Annotated in this window: 18 protein-coding genes; 9 read left to right on the forward strand and 9 right to left on the reverse strand. The window is 48.5% G+C overall.

Annotation, left to right across the window (positions count from 1 at the left end; genetic code table 11):
* Positions 1–1,368, forward strand: a 1,368-nt coding sequence (locus tag TY10_RS30715; protein ID WP_042159531.1) for an ATP-binding protein, incomplete at its 5' end; no start/stop codon positions are given.
* A 4-nt stretch (positions 1,369–1,372) separates the two neighbouring features.
* Here the strand turns inward: TY10_RS30715 and TY10_RS00645 are convergent.
* Both TY10_RS00645 and TY10_RS00650 read right to left on the reverse strand, forming a co-directional pair.
* Positions 1,373–2,419 (reverse strand): YkvI family membrane protein, encoded by a 1,047-nt coding sequence (locus TY10_RS00645; protein WP_202903122.1) that lies wholly within the window; start codon positions 2,417–2,419, stop codon positions 1,373–1,375.
* A 202-nt stretch (positions 2,420–2,621) separates the two neighbouring features.
* Complete coding sequence (locus TY10_RS00650) at positions 2,622–3,329, reverse strand: hypothetical protein (protein ID WP_042159533.1); 708 nt, start codon at positions 3,327–3,329, stop codon at positions 2,622–2,624.
* A gap of 326 nt (positions 3,330–3,655) precedes the next feature.
* Between TY10_RS00650 and TY10_RS00655 the strand changes: the two genes are divergently transcribed.
* From TY10_RS00655 to TY10_RS00670, 4 genes are all read left to right on the forward strand, one after another.
* On the forward strand, positions 3,656–4,225 hold the full coding sequence (locus TY10_RS00655; protein WP_042159698.1) for a xanthine phosphoribosyltransferase: 570 nt from the start codon (positions 3,656–3,658) through the stop codon (positions 4,223–4,225).
* Positions 4,226–4,307: 82 nt separating this feature from the next.
* Positions 4,308–4,634 (forward strand): hypothetical protein, encoded by a 327-nt coding sequence (locus TY10_RS00660; protein WP_042159535.1) that lies wholly within the window; start codon positions 4,308–4,310, stop codon positions 4,632–4,634.
* A gap of 97 nt (positions 4,635–4,731) precedes the next feature.
* Positions 4,732–4,944, forward strand: coding sequence for a hypothetical protein (locus tag TY10_RS00665; RefSeq protein WP_042159538.1), 213 nt, complete (start codon positions 4,732–4,734; stop codon positions 4,942–4,944).
* Positions 4,945–4,967: 23 nt separating this feature from the next.
* Positions 4,968–5,333 carry a TFIIB-type zinc ribbon-containing protein gene (locus TY10_RS00670; protein ID WP_042159540.1) on the forward strand — a complete coding sequence of 122 codons (366 nt, stop codon included), beginning with the start codon at positions 4,968–4,970 and terminating at the stop codon, positions 5,331–5,333.
* 662 nt (positions 5,334–5,995) lie between these two features.
* Here the strand turns inward: TY10_RS00670 and TY10_RS00675 are convergent.
* Complete coding sequence (locus TY10_RS00675) at positions 5,996–6,748, reverse strand: SDR family NAD(P)-dependent oxidoreductase (protein ID WP_042159543.1); 753 nt, start codon at positions 6,746–6,748, stop codon at positions 5,996–5,998.
* Between the two features lie 26 nt (positions 6,749–6,774).
* On the reverse strand, positions 6,775–7,242 hold the full coding sequence (locus tag TY10_RS00680) for a MarR family transcriptional regulator (RefSeq protein ID WP_238327389.1): 468 nt from the start codon (positions 7,240–7,242) through the stop codon (positions 6,775–6,777).
* 274 nt (positions 7,243–7,516) lie between these two features.
* Between TY10_RS00680 and TY10_RS00685 the strand changes: the two genes are divergently transcribed.
* Positions 7,517–7,837 (forward strand): ArsR/SmtB family transcription factor, encoded by a 321-nt coding sequence (locus TY10_RS00685; protein ID WP_042159545.1) that lies wholly within the window; start codon positions 7,517–7,519, stop codon positions 7,835–7,837.
* Between the two features lie 23 nt (positions 7,838–7,860).
* Positions 7,861–8,370, forward strand: coding sequence for an SRPBCC domain-containing protein (locus tag TY10_RS00690; protein WP_042159548.1), 510 nt, complete (start codon positions 7,861–7,863; stop codon positions 8,368–8,370).
* 73 nt (positions 8,371–8,443) lie between these two features.
* Here the strand turns inward: TY10_RS00690 and TY10_RS00695 are convergent, their stop codons facing one another.
* Positions 8,444–9,280 carry a helix-turn-helix domain-containing protein gene (locus TY10_RS00695; protein ID WP_042159549.1) on the reverse strand — a complete coding sequence of 279 codons (837 nt, stop codon included), beginning with the start codon at positions 9,278–9,280 and terminating at the stop codon, positions 8,444–8,446.
* A 198-nt stretch (positions 9,281–9,478) separates the two neighbouring features.
* Here TY10_RS00695 and TY10_RS00700 point away from each other — a divergent pair, with 198 nt between their 5' ends.
* Together TY10_RS00700 and TY10_RS30170 are read left to right on the forward strand one after the other, a co-directional pair.
* Entirely contained in the window at positions 9,479–11,953 is a 2,475-nt protein-coding gene (locus tag TY10_RS00700; protein WP_042159552.1) for a beta-mannosidase, read from the forward strand.
* Between the two features lie 85 nt (positions 11,954–12,038).
* Positions 12,039–13,148: a WD40/YVTN/BNR-like repeat-containing protein gene (locus TY10_RS30170; protein ID WP_155985640.1), complete on the forward strand. Its 1,110-nt coding sequence runs from the start codon at positions 12,039–12,041 to the stop codon at positions 13,146–13,148.
* Between the two features lie 59 nt (positions 13,149–13,207).
* Here TY10_RS30170 and TY10_RS00710 read toward each other — a convergent pair whose 3' ends face one another.
* The 4 genes from TY10_RS00710 to TY10_RS00725 form a co-directional block, all read right to left on the reverse strand.
* Positions 13,208–14,188, reverse strand: coding sequence for an ABC transporter substrate-binding protein (locus TY10_RS00710; protein WP_042159557.1), 981 nt, complete (start codon positions 14,186–14,188; stop codon positions 13,208–13,210).
* A gap of 120 nt (positions 14,189–14,308) precedes the next feature.
* Positions 14,309–15,952, reverse strand: a complete 1,644-nt coding sequence (locus TY10_RS00715) for an ABC transporter substrate-binding protein (protein WP_042159559.1) — start codon at positions 15,950–15,952, stop codon at positions 14,309–14,311.
* Between the two features lie 122 nt (positions 15,953–16,074).
* Positions 16,075–17,412 (reverse strand): sensor histidine kinase, encoded by a 1,338-nt coding sequence (locus tag TY10_RS00720; RefSeq protein ID WP_042159561.1) that lies wholly within the window; start codon positions 17,410–17,412, stop codon positions 16,075–16,077.
* 2 nt (positions 17,413–17,414) lie between these two features.
* Positions 17,415–18,128 (reverse strand): response regulator transcription factor, encoded by a 714-nt coding sequence (locus TY10_RS00725; RefSeq protein WP_042159563.1) that lies wholly within the window; start codon positions 18,126–18,128, stop codon positions 17,415–17,417.
* Positions 18,129–18,199: the final 71 nt, after the last annotated feature.

An 18,199-nucleotide genomic window follows, 5' to 3' on the forward strand; every position in this document is an offset into this window, starting at 1 on the left:
GCTGCGCACTGCCGTGACCGCGCGGCGCGAAGCGCTACGCGCCGCGAGCAGCTGCAGCAAAGCCTGCTGGAGCTGGGGAACCGGCTCCAGCGGCTGCGTGCCGCAGCGGAAGAGCGCCGCGCCGCCGCAGAAGAAGCGGCGCGGCAACGCGATACAGCCGCCAGCGCTTGGCGCGGCTGGCTGGAGGCACTTGCGCTGCCGCAAGCGATGTCGCCTGACGCGGCGCTCGAAGTATTCGAGCTTGTCGAGCAGGCGCTGCAGCGGCTGGCGCAGCGCGAACGCCGCGCCGCGAAATATGCCGCGGCAGGGCGGCAGCTTGCCGCATTCGAGGCGCAAGCTGCGGAGCTATGCGCTTCGCTGCCTGAGGCGGCGAGGGCAAGTCCGCCGCTTTCGCTGCGGCTGCTGCAAGCCGAGCTGCGCCGGCAGGAAGCGGCACGGCAAGAGGCAGCGCGCCTTGGTGAGCGGCTTGCGGAGCTGAACCTTGCGATCCGCGACGCTAGCGTACGAATTGACAGTGCCAATGCAGAGATGGCGGAGCTCGTCCGGCAGGCACGCATGGAGTCGGCTGCGGAATTCGCTGCAGCGCTTTCTCATCGTCCGCGCCTTGCGTCAATCGACACCCAATTGAACCGGTTGACGATTGAGCTCACGGCAGGCTTGTCTGAGCAGCGGTTCGCTGAACTGGAATTGCTGCTGGAGTCCCATGATGAGGTAGAACTCAGACAGCTTCATGCCGAAGCGGTGGGAAGCCATGAGAACGGTGAACGAATGAAGACGGAAAAGCTGGATGCAAGGGGAAGAATGCGGCAGCAGCTGGAGCAGCTGCTTCAGGAGGATGAAGGGCGCAGGCTGCTCGCCGATAAGGAAATGACGATTGCGCAGCTGGAGCAGGACGGCGATCGCTACGCGGTACTGGCTGTCAGCGCCTCGCTCATTCGCGCGACGAAGCGGATTTATGAGGAGGAAAGGCAACCGGAAGTGCTGCGGCTCGCAAGTGAATATATACGGGAGTTAACAGAGGGCCGTTATGTCCGGGTCATGACGACACCTGGCGATCCGGCGATTCGGCTGGAAACGGTAGATAAGCGCTTTGTTCCAACCGACAGGCTGAGCAGGGGAACCGCAGAGCAGGTGTATTTGGCGATGCGCCTGGCTCTAGCTGAGGAAGCAGCGCACCGCCAGCGGCTGCCTATGCTGCTAGACGATTTGTTCGTTAATTTCGACCGGCCGCGGCTCATAGCGGCTGCCGGGCTTATGAAGCGGCTTACAGAATCGCGGCAAATACTGCTGTTTAGTTGCCATGATCACATTCGCGATCTGCTCACCGGATTAATGCCGCAAGCTGCGCTGATCCAGTTGGAGAGGTAGACCGTCACGTTTTTATTTGTGTCATTCGTTTGCGAATAATCAAATACAGCCATCCTAAGCTGACTAGGCCGAAGATCGGATAAAGGGTCGAGAGCAGCGGTCCAAAGCCGATCTGGCTGGCGACAAAGCAGCAGAGCAGTACAAGGATTGTAAGTATGGAACGCGACCATTTCAGCCGCTCCTGAAGCTGCAGGGTCAAGCCGTAAATGTCAGCGATGAGCGTTGTGAAAATTTCCGCAAAAATTAAAAATACATAAATGAACTGAACCGTCTGGCCAAGCTGCTTGGCAATGCCGCCCATCGGAATGGCATATTGCTGAATGCCCGGCATATGGACCGATAGCGCGATATGGCCGGCCAATAGCATGAAGCCGATACCGAGGCTTCCGACCCAAGAACCGAGTATGATCGTTTTCCGGTCGCGAATTTCTGCTCCAAGCGGTACGAGCACCGCTTGTGACATCGACAGATTAAAGGCTGTATACAGAAATGGCGATGCCCAGGCGGCCCAGACGCTATGATCGCTAGAGAGCGATATGAACCGGCCGGCACCGGGAGTATGGAAGGTATCTACAATGACGACAACGGTAAACAGCAGCATCAGCGGAACAACGATGGCGTTTACGGTCAGTATCGCCTTCATCCCTTTGCGCAGCAAAAAATAACAAGCGGCAATCGTTATAAGCAAGCCCGCCTGGTACGATATATTCCAGTTTTCATAAAAGATCGTCCCGGCGCCTGCGAGCATCACTGCAGTTACGCCGAGCAGCACAACCAGCATGAAATGGCTGATCCACCGGCCGTATTTTTCTCCAAACAGTGCTTTGTTCAAGTCTTCGTACGATTTGGCCTGAATATCGCTGGAAATTAGCATCATTTTGGTGCCAAGCCAGATGAACATCGCTGTCGCGATTGCTATCGTTAAGGTGCCCCAATAGCCGAAGCGGGTGAAAAACTGCAAAATTTCCTGTCCGGTCGCAAAACCGGCGCCTACGATCGTCCCCATATAGGTGGATGCGATCTGAAGCACCTTTCCGGTACGTTTCAGCATTATGGCGTCCTCCGTTCGATAAACCTTCTATATATCAATAGGTATGATGGAGAGAGGACGAGCATGACAGCTTGTTCGGTTTTTTGGTACTAGACTCTTAGTTCCGCTGTAAAAATATAAAAAGGGCGCTTCCCGTTCAAATAAACGGAGTAGCGCCCTTACTATTAGTTGCTGTTGTATGACAGAAGATTATCCGGTTTGGTTATACGACTGCTAATAGCTTAATCGATACGATTTTGCTATGATCGGGATCAAGATCGAGCTTTAACAGCGTGCTTTTACCTTCATAAGTCAGAATAAAACTATTTTGAGTGTTTGGCTTGCCTAGCGCCTTTACAGCCGTCTCTGTTTTATCGCCGACGCGAATGCCGCTTATGCCGGTGGAAATGCTTGCATCATAGACTTCAACGTATTGAATGATGTTTTTACCGTTAATGCCGACGGAAAAGCCCTTGTATTCATGGACTTCGATCGATTCGTCGCCATCTTCAAGCGTATACGTATCGCCAGCCTCGCCAAATCGTTTCAGCAGCTTGGAGCGGGCGTCACCAATGGCTAGACCCATAATTAAAGGTTTAGCGGCGTTCCACTGCGGCTCGCTGCTGGCGGAGCTTTTACTGCCGGAATTGTCCGACTTAACATTGGATTCTGCGCTCGTACCGCCGCCTGGTCCGGGATCGGCCGTTTCACCCGTCGGCTCGCCGCTGACGAGGTTGTTTTTCAAATAATTCTTCTGTGGCGTATCGCCTTGCATATAGGATTTGCCGTTCACGGCATTTGCATCTCCGGTCAGGTCCGGCTTCTCTCCGTTATAATTGCTCTGGCAGCCGGCAGCCACAATTGCCAGCGTAAGCACGGCAGCCAATTTCGCACTGTTATGTAGTTTCGATCCGCGTTTGCGTCTGTTCATTGCTCCAACTCTCCCTTTACAGGAATTGAATTCCTGTTCAATTATGTACGTCGGTTCGGCTGTCCTTGTTCCTTATATCGGTAATGCGGGTTGAACCCGTAATATCTGAATTCATCTATTTGCGAACGTGCAAAAACATTGTACTATTCTAGACGGTTGAAACTGGAAAAAGTTTCTGATTTTTATTGCTTCTGTTAAAAAACTTTAAGCGGCTTTCGTGTGAAAGGATGCGCCAATGTCGGCTTTTGCATCATTCGCAGGTTGCGCTTTCGGCCGTTCCTATGGTACGTTAACGAAAAGGGATTTTGGTGGAAGGAATGAATACGATGGATATTTTAAAAGAGCGAATTTTACAACAAGGTCAGGTACTTTCGAATGATGTACTAAGACTCGATTCTTTGATCAACCACCAAGTCGATCCGGCTTTGACGATGGAGATGGGCCACGAATTTGCCAAACGGTTCGCGGGCGAGCAAATTACGAAAGTGTTGACAATCGAATCCTCAGGTATTCCTTCTGCATTCGCAGCCGCATATGTGCTGGGCGTTCCGCTCGTGTTCGCACGACGCAAAAAAACGCTCATTGCCGATCCGGAGGCTTATTGCGAGCGTGTACCTTCTTTTACGAAGGGAATGGTCACTGATATCATGGTGTCCAAGCAGTATCTGACAGCGGATGATAAAGTGTTGTTTATTGACGATATAATTGCAAATGGAGACGCGGCTCGCGGTTTGGTGAAAATTATCGAGCGTTCAGGCGCCCATTTGGTCGGACTAGGCATTGTGGTCGAGAAAACGTTCCAGGCTGGCGGCAGAACGCTGCGGGAACAAGGGGTCCGGGTGGAGCCGCTTGTGAAAATCGCATCGCTGGCTGACGGCAAAATTACGTTTGAATAGCATGTTCCAGTATATATGCTCTTTTCCGACAAGGAGTTTTAGCATATAATAGTTCGTAAGTGACTGAGAGGAGGCATAAGCAATGGGAAACTTATCTGCAGAATTTATGAACGCCAAGTTGAACGATGCGAAAGTTCATTTTGAACGCGCGCTCGATTGCAAACATACTGAATTTGATGATCTGTACCCTTATATGATTGAGCATCCGCAATTTTTCTGGTATAAACGTTATGTAGCCTGGTCGGAGCTTTTGACGATCGTGAAGCTGAGCGAGGAACTGGAGATGGAATGGCGCGATCAGTTTACAGAACGTCAAGCGGATTATATTGCGAAGCGCGTTATGTCCTCTAAAGTGCTGGACGAATGGTACGAGACGGAGACGAATGACTCCAAGGAGCATGTTGGTTAAGCTGAGGCTTCATAACATAATTGGATAGACCAAACCTCAATGGGCGCTTTAGTCCGTTGAGGTTTTTTTCAAAACTAGGACAGGGAGGCGAGTTGCTGTGATTAGCGAAGAACAATTGGATCAGTTTCGGATTAGCGGCGAAATGGTTAGAGCTGTGCGGGATGAAATAGAGGCTAATGATGTAGTTGGCATCGTTGTAGCATGGGATGATTCAACCGTTGTGTTACGAAAAGCGAATCGGCGCGTATTAAAGCTTAGCCGCGGCTATCGCTTCGAACCAGCCGCGAGCGAAAGAGGGACGGCTCTTTAAACGCGGTGAAGGGAGCGGATATTATGAAGTGTCCGATTTGCGAAGATGTTCGTATGAGGGAAGTGGAGAAGGACGGCGTTCTGATTGACGTATGTCCGGATTGCAAAGGGGTATGGCTAGATCGGGGGGAGCTGGACAAGCTTGTCCAAGGCGTGAAGGAACTGAGGGAAGAATACGGGCGGGATGACCGGTATAACAACCAGTACAATCAGCCGCAGTCTCAGCCTCCGCAGCAGCCTTACGGTCAACAGCCGCCTCCGTACCAGCAGAACCAAGGATATGGCAATGGCAACAACGGCCAGTACGGCTCCTACAAGGATGGCAAGCACGGTTATCCGCATAAGAAGAAAAAGTCAGTGCTGGACGTCTTCGGCGACCTGTTTGACTAATGAATTGAACGCCGTTTGTCGGCGGAGGGTTGACCTTACGGCTTTTCAGCCGAAGGGTCGGCCCTTTTTTTGTTTTTCATTATTGTTTTTCATTATTGTTTTTTATTTTGTTCTTTAATTTGTTCATTATTTTGTTCACTATGTTGTTCTGCGTGTTGTTCTTTAATTTGTTCTTTATTATGGCGACATTTCGATACCGATTAACATTGTGGGGATACTCTATATGGAGGCACTGTATAATTCTTGCCTAGTACTACATAGCGAAGCTGCTTCGTTAATTGGCGGGACTGCAGCCGAGGACAGTAAGTTGCCCAGTACTAACTAGCGAACCTCCTTCGCGTTAAGCGGTCAAACTGCAGCGGACGATAAGTGAGGTGGTTTCGCTATATATGGTTATATGGTTAATCGGCCGCGCGCTTCCTGGCGCGCGGTGCCATCGCGGTATGCGGTTCTGGTTGCGCGTCTGTGGTAAATCTTCGTGTTGTTTCCAACGATAAGCGAAGCCGTTCCGTTGAGCCGCCAACCTGCACACAATTCTCATCGCGTGGAGCAACATTACATCGCGGCAGTCACAACGCGAAAAAAAGGCTGCCACCCAATAAGCGCTCAGGTGACAGCCTATATTTCCAGGAAGCAGCGGTACCCGTTGCTTCCAATATTCCTTACTTCGCGTAATAGCCGCCGTCAATCGGCAGCTCGATGCCTGTAATATACGAGGATTCATCGGATGCGAGGAAGAGGACGCCTTGCGCGATATCCTCCGGTTTGCCGAGCCGTGGCAGCGGTGTTTGCGACAGGAACCATTGGCGCATATTCTCATCCTTCATCAGGTCGACGGTCATCGGCGTTTCAATGTAGCCCGGATGAATGGAGTTGGCGCGAATGTTATGTTTGGCGTAATCGACCGCTGTTGCTTTCGTCAGCATCCGTACAGCGCCTTTACTAGCTGTGTATGGACCTGTGCCGCTGCCGCCGGTCAGTCCGGCAATCGACGATATATTAATAATCGAGCCCCCGCCGGCTTCGATCATATGCGGGATGACATATTTTTGCCCCAGAAAAATACTAGTCACGTTAATCGACATCGTTTTCTCCCAGGCTTCAACGGTCAAGTCCATAAATGGAGTAGCGTTAGATATGCCGGCGTTGTTGACGAGGATGTCGACTTTGCCGAATTTTGCAACGGTTTCCTCTACGATGCGAATCCAGTCGTCCTCAGAAGCGACGTTATGCTTGAAGCCCAGTGCTTCGCCGCCGCCAGCTTCAATCTCACGAACGACCTCATTAATTTTATCTTCCTGCAAGTCGGTCACAACTACATTAGCGCCTTCTTTGGCGAACAGCAAAGCGTCCGCTTTCCCCATGCCTCCGGCTGCACCTGTAATAATCGCTACTTTATTAAGAAGTCTTCCCATCGTTGATTGCCTCCCTGTTCTTGAGATTAGATGCTGCTATTCTTCAACTGGAGCAATTCGTTAACGCGCTCATATGAGGCAATGAGCAAATCCTTCTCGTTTTCTGATAAGTCAGACCATAGCCCGTCCGTAAGCGTCTGATACTTTTCCAGCATTCGCTCATGGATATGACGGCCGTGATCCGTAAGCTGCAAATAAACTTGCCGCCGATCCGTTTCGGAGACGACACGCTCAACCAAACCTTTTCGAACGAGCTTGTTGCTTAAATTCGATACGGCCGGGAGTGTAATATCCAGTACTTTGGAAAAATAAGAGCTGGTAAGCTGCTTCTCATGAAATAATGCCTGCAGGATAAAATATTGCGACGAGGTTAAGTCAAAGTCCGGAAGCTTGGCATAACTCGCGACGATAGTCATCATCTGACGGGCAAACAAAAGGGACAGCTGCTCCTGCTTGTCCATCACCATCACCTCATAACGATACGGTTTAATCATTTCACATATGCTTCTAATTAAAGTAGTTAAAAGCTTTTAACAATTTAAATGTATCTTATTTTTAGCAGAGAGTCAACCAATAGGGCGGAAATGGCAGGCGCAGCAGCAACTAGCTGGAATCCCAATGTGATAGGAGACAATAGCAACAACAATCTTTTGAATATTCCTTGACAGGAATATTCCTAAAGTGGTATATTTCAATCAAGGATACGTGAGCTGGTCCGTTTGACGATACAGCCTCGGTGAATATCATTCCATAAGGGGCAATGTCAGGATGGAAATTACAACTTTCAGCGCATTATCCGATCCAAACCGGCTGCATATTGTCGAGCTTTTGCTGGAAGGCTCCTTAACCGTAGGGGAGATCGCCGAGCGGCTGCAAATCCGTCAGCCTCAAGTTTCCAAGCATTTGCGCATTTTGCTGGATGCGGGACTTGTTGAAGTGCAGGCGGAAGCTAACAGGCGTCGTTACAAGCTGCGGCTGGAACCGCTTCAGGAAATAGACGCCTGGCTCGCCGATTATCTTCGGATCTGGGATGAACGGTTCGGCAAGCTGGAGCATTATTTGGATCAGCTCAAGGGACGGAAAAACTAAATGATTAACAGGAGGAATGTCAGATGACGAACAAATTGACATTAAGGCCGGAAGGTTCAGTATTATTTATGGAGCGGGAGTTTGATGCGCCGCGTGAGCTTGTGTATGATGCTTACACACAAGCGGAGCACTTGAAGCATTGGTGGGGGCCTCGCGGCTGGGAATTGTCCTATTGTACGGTCGATTTCCGCCCAGGCGGCGTCTGGCATTATTGTATGAAATGCGTGGACGAGAACCAAGGCGATTTCTTTGGCTTTGAATCTTGGGGGAAAGGCGTTTACAAGGAAATCGACGCGCCTGAATCCTTTACTTATCAGGATTTCTTCTCCGATGCGGAGGGCAATGAGACAGAAGGCATGCCATCTTCAATTGTTGCTCTATCGTTTGAGCCGCTGGAAGGCAATCGGACGAGAATGGTTAGCCGCGCAAAATATGAATCGGAGGACCAGTTGAACAAGGTGCTTGAAATGGGAATGGAGCCGGGCATTGCCCAAACGCTGGACCGGTTTGAGGAATATTTGCTTACTTTGTAATCATTGAAATAATTGCGGCAGTACAGCAGAGGCAGGCCATCTGGTAATCCGGATCGGCCTGTCTCTTTTCCATTTAACGGCGCCGGATTTTCCCGGGAGAGGCACCGTAATTTTTTTTGAACAAATGATAGAAGTGACTGAGATTGTCAAAACCGGCTTCATACGAAATTTCCAGAATGGATAGCGGCGTCGTCAGCAGCAGGTTTTTGGCGTAGCCCAATCGAAGCTGGTTAATGTGAGCTGTCGGCGTCGTATGAAGATATTGCTTGAATACGCGGTTCATATGGCCCACGCTGCGGTCGGATAAGGTGTAGAGCCGCTCCAGGCCGCCTGTGAAGTTTTCTTTCTTTTGCAGCTCCAGCAGCAGAGCATCCAGCCATTGCGGCATTATTTTCTCATTCTCGTTCTGGTCGTTAAAGAAGTAATAAGTCAGTGCATCTGTCAGAAAGCTTCGCGCCAAAATTCTGGCCTTCTTCTTCTCAAGCGTCGTATAGAGGTGAATAAGCTCTCCTTTCCGGACGAGCGTCTCGACATCGGATGGAGGCAGTACGATAGATGGTGGCATTGCCACGCTTTTCAGCTTTTGAGCGACAACGGGATTAGCCAAATATTTGAAAGCATCCTCGATCACTTCTTTATAGAAATTGACATTAATAAACTGACAATCGGAATCATCGTAAAAGTCATACCAGTGCGTATCGTCAGGGCGGATGAAAACCATCGTCCCTTTTTCCATATAGTGCGCTTCACCGTTAATATGATGGATGCATTTGCCGGCCGTTATAATAAAAACTTCGTAATAATCGTGGCGATGCAGCGGTGTCGTGTGCTTAATGGAATATTCGATATGAAAATTCGCCTGAACCTCAGGGTCGATCAGCGCTGCAGCTTTCAATACGGCAACTTGCATCTTATACTCACCTCATAGTTGAAATAAGGGTTGTCTATATGATGTTAATATAGCACAAAAAAAGCTCAAACAATACAAGACTGAGGGCGTAATCAAGTGTTACTATCATGCTGTTGGCGGATAGACATACCTTATCGCCTCATCCTTATTGATAATCATATAGCACAATAAATTACTGACGAAGCAGGTGGAATACAGATGCAATTGCTAACCCTTAACGGCGTATGGAACATGAAGAGAACGGACGAAGCGGAATGGATTAACGGAACCGTACCGGGCTCCGTATTTAACGATTTGCTCCAAGCGGGCAAAATGGAGGATCCGTTTTTCCGGGATAATGAATACGATGCACTGGAACTGTCGAAATTCGACTATGAATACAAACGTGAATTTACGGTAGAGCAGGATACGCTTAATCATGACGTTGTTCTGCTGCGCTGCGAAGGTCTCGATACGTTATGCGAGGTTTTCATTAACGGCAGCTCTGTTTTGAAAGCGGATAACATGCACAGAACATACGAAGTGGATGTTAAGAACGTTCTTGTTGCCGGTGATAATCAGATTCACATTGTCATTCAATCGGCTACGCTATACGCACTGGAAAAAGAGAAGGAACAGCATTTGTCCAGCTGCGCCGACGCCGTACCTGGCATCTCTCATATTCGGAAGGCGCACAGTATGTTTGGCTGGGATTGGGGTCCGCAAATTCCCGACGCGGGCATTTGGCGCAGTATCTCCATCGTCGGCTTCGATACGGGCAGAATTGACGACGTATATGTCACGCAGCAGCATTCTGACAACAAGGTAAATATCGATATTAAGGTCGACCTCCAGAAGTGGAATGATTCCGCGCTCAGCCTGCGTGCGGTTCTGGAATCGCCAGACGGCAAAACCTATGAACATACGGTTTCCGCTGCAACTGGTACGGATGCTTTGCTTCAGCTAGAAGTTGCAGATCCGCAAATTTGGTGGCCGCATAACTACGGCAGCCAGCCGCTTTATTCCTTGAAGGTTGAGCTTCTGGATGGTGGCGGCAAGGCGATTGACGACAAGTCGCTGACTATCGGACTGAGAACGTTGACTATCAAACAAGAGAAAGACACTTGGGGGGAGTCCTTTGAGTTCGAAGCGAATGGCAAGCGTATTTTTGCTATGGGCGCGAACTATATTCCGGAGGATAACGTCTTTGGCCGGATCAGCTATGAGAGAACGGAGAAGCTCATTAAGAGCTGTGTAGAAGCCAATTACAACTGTATCCGCGTATGGGGCGGCGGCTATTATTGCGACGATTATTTCTATGACCTGTGTGACCAATACGGCTTGATCGTCTGGCAGGACCATATGTACGCTTGCGGTAATTATGATTTTAACGAGCAATTTAAAGAAAGCATTCGTCTCGAAACGATCGACAACGTGAAGCGTATCCGTCATCACGCATCCCTTGGCTTGTGGAGCGGGAACAACGAGCTGGAGTATGCCTGGGCATACTGGGGCTGGGGAGAGCGTTACGGCGAGAAGCTGCAGCAGGATTATCTCAAGCAGTTCGAGCAATATTTGCCGGAGCTGAATGAGTCGCTTGATCCGAATACGTTCTACTGGCGTTCTTCGCCTTCATCTACTGGCAACTTCGATGATCCGAACAATGAGAACATCGGGGATATGCACTATTGGGATGTATGGCATGGACGCAAGCCGATTACTGAGTTCAGAACCCTGTATCCGCGCTTTATGTCGGAGTTCGGTCTGCAGTCATTCCCGTCTCTGAAAACAGTAGAGAGCTTCACGCTGCCGGAGGACCGCAATATCTTCTCTTATGTGATGGAATCGCATCAGAAGAACGGTACGGGCAACGAGAAGATTCTCTACTACATCAGCGAATATTTCAAATTACCGAAAAACTTCGATACGCTTCTCTACGTTTCTCAGCTCATTCAGGCAGAAGGAATGCGTAATGCGGTTGAGCACTGGAGAAGAAACCGCGGCAGATGTATGGGGGCAATCTACTGGCAGTTGAACGACATCTGGCCGGTTGCATCATGGTCAAGCCTGGATTACTTCGGCAGATGGAAAGCGGCTCATTATTCGACGAAAAGATATTTCGCTCCGGTATTGGCATCGGCTTGCGAAGAGGGTACTTCTGTTGCGCTGCATGTGAGCAACGAAACGCTGGAGCCAGTCGAAGGCAAGCTGACTTGGCGCCTGATGAATCATCGTTCTGAGGTGATTCAAAGCGGTGAGCAAGGGGCAGCGGTTGACGCTCTGGCAACGAAAGAAATCGTCGGACTGGATTTCGCTTCCGTTCTGGATTCCAAGCAGAAGCAAAGACAAAGCTACTTGGAGTTTGACTTCATCGTGAACGGGCAGTCAGTGAGCGGCGGAACGGTTCAATTTGTGAAGTCGAAGCACTTTGATTACTTGAATCCGCAAATCAGCGTACAGGTCAGCGAAGCCGAGGACCGGTTCGTTATCGAGCTGGAAAGCCAAGCTTACGCTAAATTCGTAGAGCTGGACTTCAAAACTGCCGATGCTTTGTTCGACGACAATATTTTCGATTTGTCGGCGTCCCGTCCGAAGACTGTAACGGTTAAGAAAGACAGCTTGTCTGAAGCTTTGAGCCTGGATGCATTCCGGGAACAGCTTACAGTACGCAGCTTGTTTGATACGTACGAGTAATCGGACGGCTTGAAAAACAGAATGACAGGTTCTCAACCTGATTGAAATAATAGAGCATCTCCTTTTAGGGTAAAGAGGCAGCCTTTTGCCAATTACTCTGGCGGGAGATGCTTTTTCGTTACGCCATTTAATCCTTAAAATCCTGAATAGGAAATATTTCATCATCCAGCAACATTTACCTTGTGAGCTTCGTCAGAAGATTATCTTGGAAAAAAGAGAATATATGGAAAATAAATATTCTAATAACTATTTGTTGTTGTGGAGGAAACCTATAGTGCAGCATAGATTTAGCCAGATATTGAACCTGAATAACAAACGAAAGAGTGCTTTTCCTTTTACAACTGTCCTTCTACTCATTATAGCTGCTGGACTATTAACCTCTTGCACCAGCATAACCGGAGGCTATTCCTTTAGGCCTGGCTCCGTCTCTACATCAGTCTCTACTCCCAAACCTAATGACGCTAAGTATGTCGTCCCTATTGCAGACAATTCCTATTCAATGGATCGGACAGGCAATATTAACTTCAATTATAGGAAGGGAACTGTTACTGCAAAAGCGCCGTTACAATTGGATGCGACGGAATTAGTACCCGGAATGGGCTTTATGGAGACAGGTTTCTACTTATCAGAGGAAAAAACCGCAATCGTATATGGATTTGCCGATGGGATATCGTCACCGCTGCATGTATTGATTAGCGAGGACATGGGAGAGACGTGGAATGAATATAAGATTGAAGGCGCTAAGGGGTATGATACGAAGCTTATCGGCTTTACGTCGGAAAAAGAGGGCTGGATCATCTTAGGGGACCCATTCGGTGTAGGGAAATCGATGAATTATATATATCAGACATCCGATGGCGGTCAGACATGGCAAGAGATTGGCAATGTCAATGAGAAATATGCGGAGCAAATTTCGGGAGCCGGATTCTATAACAAGGACATTGGCTTCCTAGGCTTTGGATCCGATGAAGACAAAGGACCTGTCATCTTCGGGACGAAGAATCGGGGGCAAACGTGGGGAAAACTGGATATCGATTTGCCGGAGCATTTTACCCAATTTGAGCAGACACCGCTTAATCCTGTTTTTAATGGCCAGGAATGGAAATTTCTGATATTGCTAAGCAAGGCCGGAGAAACAGCTGGAACGATCGAATTGACGAGTAAAGACGGAGGACTTTCATGGGCTTATGAATAATAATGATCGGACAAAAATAATGCCCGGAGAAATGGTATGACCATCTTTCCGGGCATTATTTACTTCACGAGGGCATTCAAGACGTCATCGATTTTTTTCGTATTGGCAATGGCTCCGCTAGCCATCCAGTAGTTGCTTGGCATTTCGAAGACGTGGCCGTTTTTGACGGCAGGCAAATTCCGCCACAAGGCGCTGTTCTCATAATCCGTCAATAGCGCTCTTGAATCCTCTCCCTGCACAAGTACAAAGATATAGTCGGCATCCAATTGAGGCAGTATTTCCAGTGAGAGCGGCTGAGCGCGACTCCAGGATAATTCCTTAACCAGCTTATGCGGAGTTAACCCTAGATCGGAATAAAGCACGAGTCCGCTGTAATAGGAGCCGTCCATCAGTTGGACTTCTTTCGGCTTTACACGAATGACGGCAAACGTTTTATTTTCCACATAGGGCTTCAACTGCTCTTTTGCCTGCACAACTTTGTTGTCGTAATCGAGAATCGCCTGCTTCGCTTTAGCGGAAGTGCCTGTCATCTCACCGATGACCTCAAGCGTGTTTTTCCAGTCAACTGTCGCATCTTCAAAAACATAGGTCGGAGCAATGGCGGAAAACTGCTTATACGCTTCTTCGTCCGCCATATTCGTCGTATACAGCACAACGAGGTCAGGGTTCGTTGCAAGCAGCGCTTCCTTGTTTAGCCCTCCGCTCGAAAAATCAAGCTTGGGCACATCTTTGAGATCCTGCTCTAAGTAATCCTGCACTAGCTCGCCGTAGGACCATTTTGCAGCAGGCTTGATCCCAAGGGTCAGAAGCGTATCTTCAAGGTAAGGGGCGACGATCCTTTGGGGAGTAGAAGTCAGTTGAATAGAACCCAATGAATGCTTGAATTCTTTCGGCTCTGACACGCTCTCTGTCCCGGTATCAGGCGATGCGGAAGGAGTTAGGCTGTTATTGTTAGCCTTCGAGCCGCAACCGCTTATAAGTAAAATGAGTGAAAGTGCTGCTAAAATATAAGCTGAGCTTTTTCGGAATTGGTAACGCATAGTGCCTCCTAGGTGATTTTGATTTTCATTATCAACAAAAGTTATTTTATCACCTTGGTATTGCGATTGATAGAGAGAATTGTGTGGCGTTAAGCAGGCGAATTGTGCGATTAGTCTTCTCTATTTAGTTCCCAGCAGCTGCTGAGCCTGTTCAATAACAAGCTCATGAGCATAAGGCGAATACTCCAGCCAAGGCGTTTCCTCTATAAGATAGACCTGTCCGTTTTGAACTGCTCGAATTGTCGTCCACTCGGTGTCCTGTTGCAGTTGTTCCCAAGCCTGCTGCGATTCCTCATCCTTATCGACGACCAACAGTAAATGGGCAGTATCGTGAAGAAGAGAAACATCCAGTGCAGAAAGCGTGCGGAATACCGGAATGTCAACCGTATCGAAGGGAGGCCGAAGACCAAGATCATCGTATAGAACAGCACCGCCGTTGCGTCTGCCGTAAATAATCAATTTACCAAGCATCATGTGCAGAAGCGTAACGGTTTCGTTACCAATGCTGCGCTGAATGATCGTTTTTGCTTCATTAGCTTTGTTCTCATAATGGTCGATCCAGCGTTCAGCAGCCTTTTGTTGTCCGACAATAGATGCAATCTGCCTGAACTGATCCCGCCATGGCTTACCCATCCATGGAACAACAAAGGTAGGTGCGATTTTGCGGAGCTGCTCGTCAATTTCTGGCGGAATAATATCGTCGCACAGTATCATTTCAGGCTTTGCCTCCGCCAGACTTTGCATGTTATGCCTCCAAAAGTCGGCCGGCATGATTTTACGCCGCAGCAAATGTACAGAAATTAAATCATGATAACGGCTCCGGTGGTATTCTCTCTGACGGTCAACAGGCGCAGCATAGGGAATGATATCAAGTGCCATGAGGTGAGCAGCGTAATGATAACTGACGGTTGCAATTCTCTCATGCTTGCTGGCAGCGAATATGGAGGGGGGCATGCCAACCTCTTCTCTGAATTTTCGCCTAAAATGGGAATCGTCGCCGTATCCCACCCGGCGGGCCGCCTCACTTATTTTCATACCGTTGCGCAGCAAAGCTTTGGATTGAAGGATGCGGATTTTGGACAAATAGCTGTGCGGGCTAAGTCCGGTGATAGTCTTGAAGACATGCGAATAATGCCAAGGGCTCATGCAGGCGATTGCTGCTAATTCATCGCGGGTTAGCGGCTCCGCGTAGCGGCGCTCCATCTCTTGAATAGTGCGCAGAATGGCATAACGGGCATCTGTTTCTTGCTCTTGCCCGGGTTCATTGATGTCCATAAGCAGATATACCAGCTTATAAAACGATATCCTATCACTATGCCTGCGCAATTCCTTAGCACTTGTGTGACTATCCCATAGCAGTACGGCCAAACGGTGAAGCTCTGGAAAATAGGGCTTGGGAAGATCAACGCCGCAGTTAAACACATCGGCAGACAGCTGGAAAATACGGTTTTCCTCATTGCGTGCATGCTCGGATAACGCTTCGAATTGAATATAGTAGCCTTCAGGAAGCTCGGATCCGTTCCGTTCATATTCAAAAAGCATGCCAGGGGAAATAAGCAGGCCTCTATCTCGCTCTAGCGTATAAAGTTGTTTGTCTATAAAGAATAGACAGCTGCCTTTAGTAACCAGCAGCAAAATATAGCATTCCGCGAAAGCGGAGCTGGGAGCTTCCTCCATGCGTGAGCCCAATTGTTCGATGTTGATAAAACGGAAGATGAGATTATCGCCGGTACCCTTAGCAGATTGCGGGAGTAGTAAAGTCATTACATCATTCCTTATCTAGAGCGATTAATATCAGTAGTTTCATTGAATTGTAATAGAAACAGGCTTAGGAAGCAATGGAAGGATGGTGTTCACAGCGGCTTCATCTCTTGCAGGCAGGCGGCTCAGCTAACTTGAGAGGCAGGGAAGCTTAATACAAAGGCTGCCCCTCCATTTTTCCGGTTATGAGCCGATATTTGACCGTGACATCGTTCGACAATTGCCCGGGAAATGGCTAACCCTAATCCGGTTTGTCCATCTTGTCCTTTAACGAATCGCTGGAAAAGGCGAGGGAGGATTGCTTCCGAAATACCTTCGCCATCGTCACAGATTTCAATAGCGACCCGATTATCATTTTCAGACACATTGATGCGTATCGTTTCTTTGGCATAACGCGAAGCATTTCCGACAATATTCAGCAAAGCCTGAAGCAATTTCTCCGGATCAACTTTAATATGAGGCTGTTGTCCCCAATCCGGAATACTGGACACTTGGATTTGAATACCCTTGTCCAGTAGCAGCGGATTCATCCGTTCCACAGTCTGGGCAATCAGTTTTTGTACGGGAATATCAAAATCCTCGAAAATTCCCTCTTCACTTTCCAGTTTGGCGAGCAGAATCATCTCTGTCACAATTTTTTTCAATCTTTCACATTCATCAGCAATCGTTTCCAAGCCTTTATCCGCATGCTCGCCAGTGAATATACCATCCCGAATTCCCTCCGCATAACCTTGTATCGACATCAGCGGTGTTTTCAATTCATGGGAAGCGTTTTGAAAAAACTGTCTTTGCGCATGATGGTATTTTTCAAGCTCGCTTGCCAGTTGATACACACTTTGTGCCACTTCGCCTACCTCTCCGCTGGATTTGACCAGCTCAACCTCGGAAAAACGGCGTGTCTCTACTTTTTTTAATTCTCTTCTTAGGTCAGTCAGCGGTGTTACAAGCTTTCTGGTAATGAAAATGCTGAGTATAAAAGCGAGAATGCCTCCTGCTGATAAAATCAGTAGCATACGGCTAAACAAAGCCCACTGCATCGATTTGATTGTACTGAGTGGCGTGGTCATCATAATGGTAGTGGAATAGGGGCTAGTCCGGTCTACATTATCCGATATGGATTCCGCGATATATATTCCATCAGGCTGCTGTAAAAATCCGTTGCCGTTTACATCAAGCGGAGTTAAGAAATGTTTCCATTCCATAGTCTTCGCAGCAGTTAATTGGCTGTAAAAGAGATGATGAAAGGACTGCAGCCATAACGCCTCAATTTGCCCAGTGCTGACAGCTTGACCTGGCACAGCTTGAAGCGCATTCAAATAATGTCTGCCTGTTACTTGCATTTCTTTTCTTTGGCTGTGAATTAGCGTATTAGACAATAGCGGATAGACAAGGACAGCCGTAATGGCTAGAACAGCAAACAGCAAAATTCCGAATGATAGATTCAGCCTATAAATCAATCTCATACTTATTCTTCATCTCCTTGAACCCGCAATCGATAGCCATGCCCCCAGACTGTCTCAATAGGGAGCTCATTAATCTTTCTGCGCAGCCGCTTTACCAGATCGTCAATTGCCCGGTCACTGCCGAAATAGTCAGCACCCCAGACCAGCGTCAACAGCTCGTCACGAGAGAAGGCACGATTCGGTTGTTCAAGCAAGGTCCGAAGCAGTGTAAATTCTTTGAAGGTCATACTTAGTTCTTTGCCGCGCCAGAAAACCTGTCTTTCTTCCACAACCAGCTTTAGATCAAGAAGCTCCAGCTGCATTCTCTGGGCAGGGACGAGGTTGTGATCAACTGGTTGCGGATGCATGGTACGGAGCCGGTAGAAAAGCCGGTTGACCCGCGCAACCAATTCCCGGGGACTGAAGGGCTTCGTTAAATAATCATCACTCCCCAGCTCTATGCCAAGTATGCGGTCAACTTCTTCATCCCGCGCAGAGATCATAATAATCGGGACCTCAGTCTCCTTGCGGATTTGCCGGCAGAAGTCGTAGCCGTTCATCTTCGGAAGATTAATATCGAGCACCCACAGATCGGGAGAGTCTTTTTTCCACAAAGCCAGTGCTTCTTCAGCAGTCGATAATGAGAAGGTCTCATACCCTTCTTTATTCAAATAAGCGGACACAATTTCCCGTATTTTTGCATCGTCGTCCACGATCGCAATTTTATATGCATTCATGTGTGCAGCCTCCGGACCAGATCTTTATCATCCATTGTAACAAATGCCTCTCCGCTGCGGTGCAATCCCAC

Origin of the sequence: Paenibacillus gorillae (assembly GCF_000513275.1) — a bacterium.
GTDB lineage: Bacteria > Bacillota > Bacilli > Paenibacillales > Paenibacillaceae > Pristimantibacillus > Pristimantibacillus gorillae.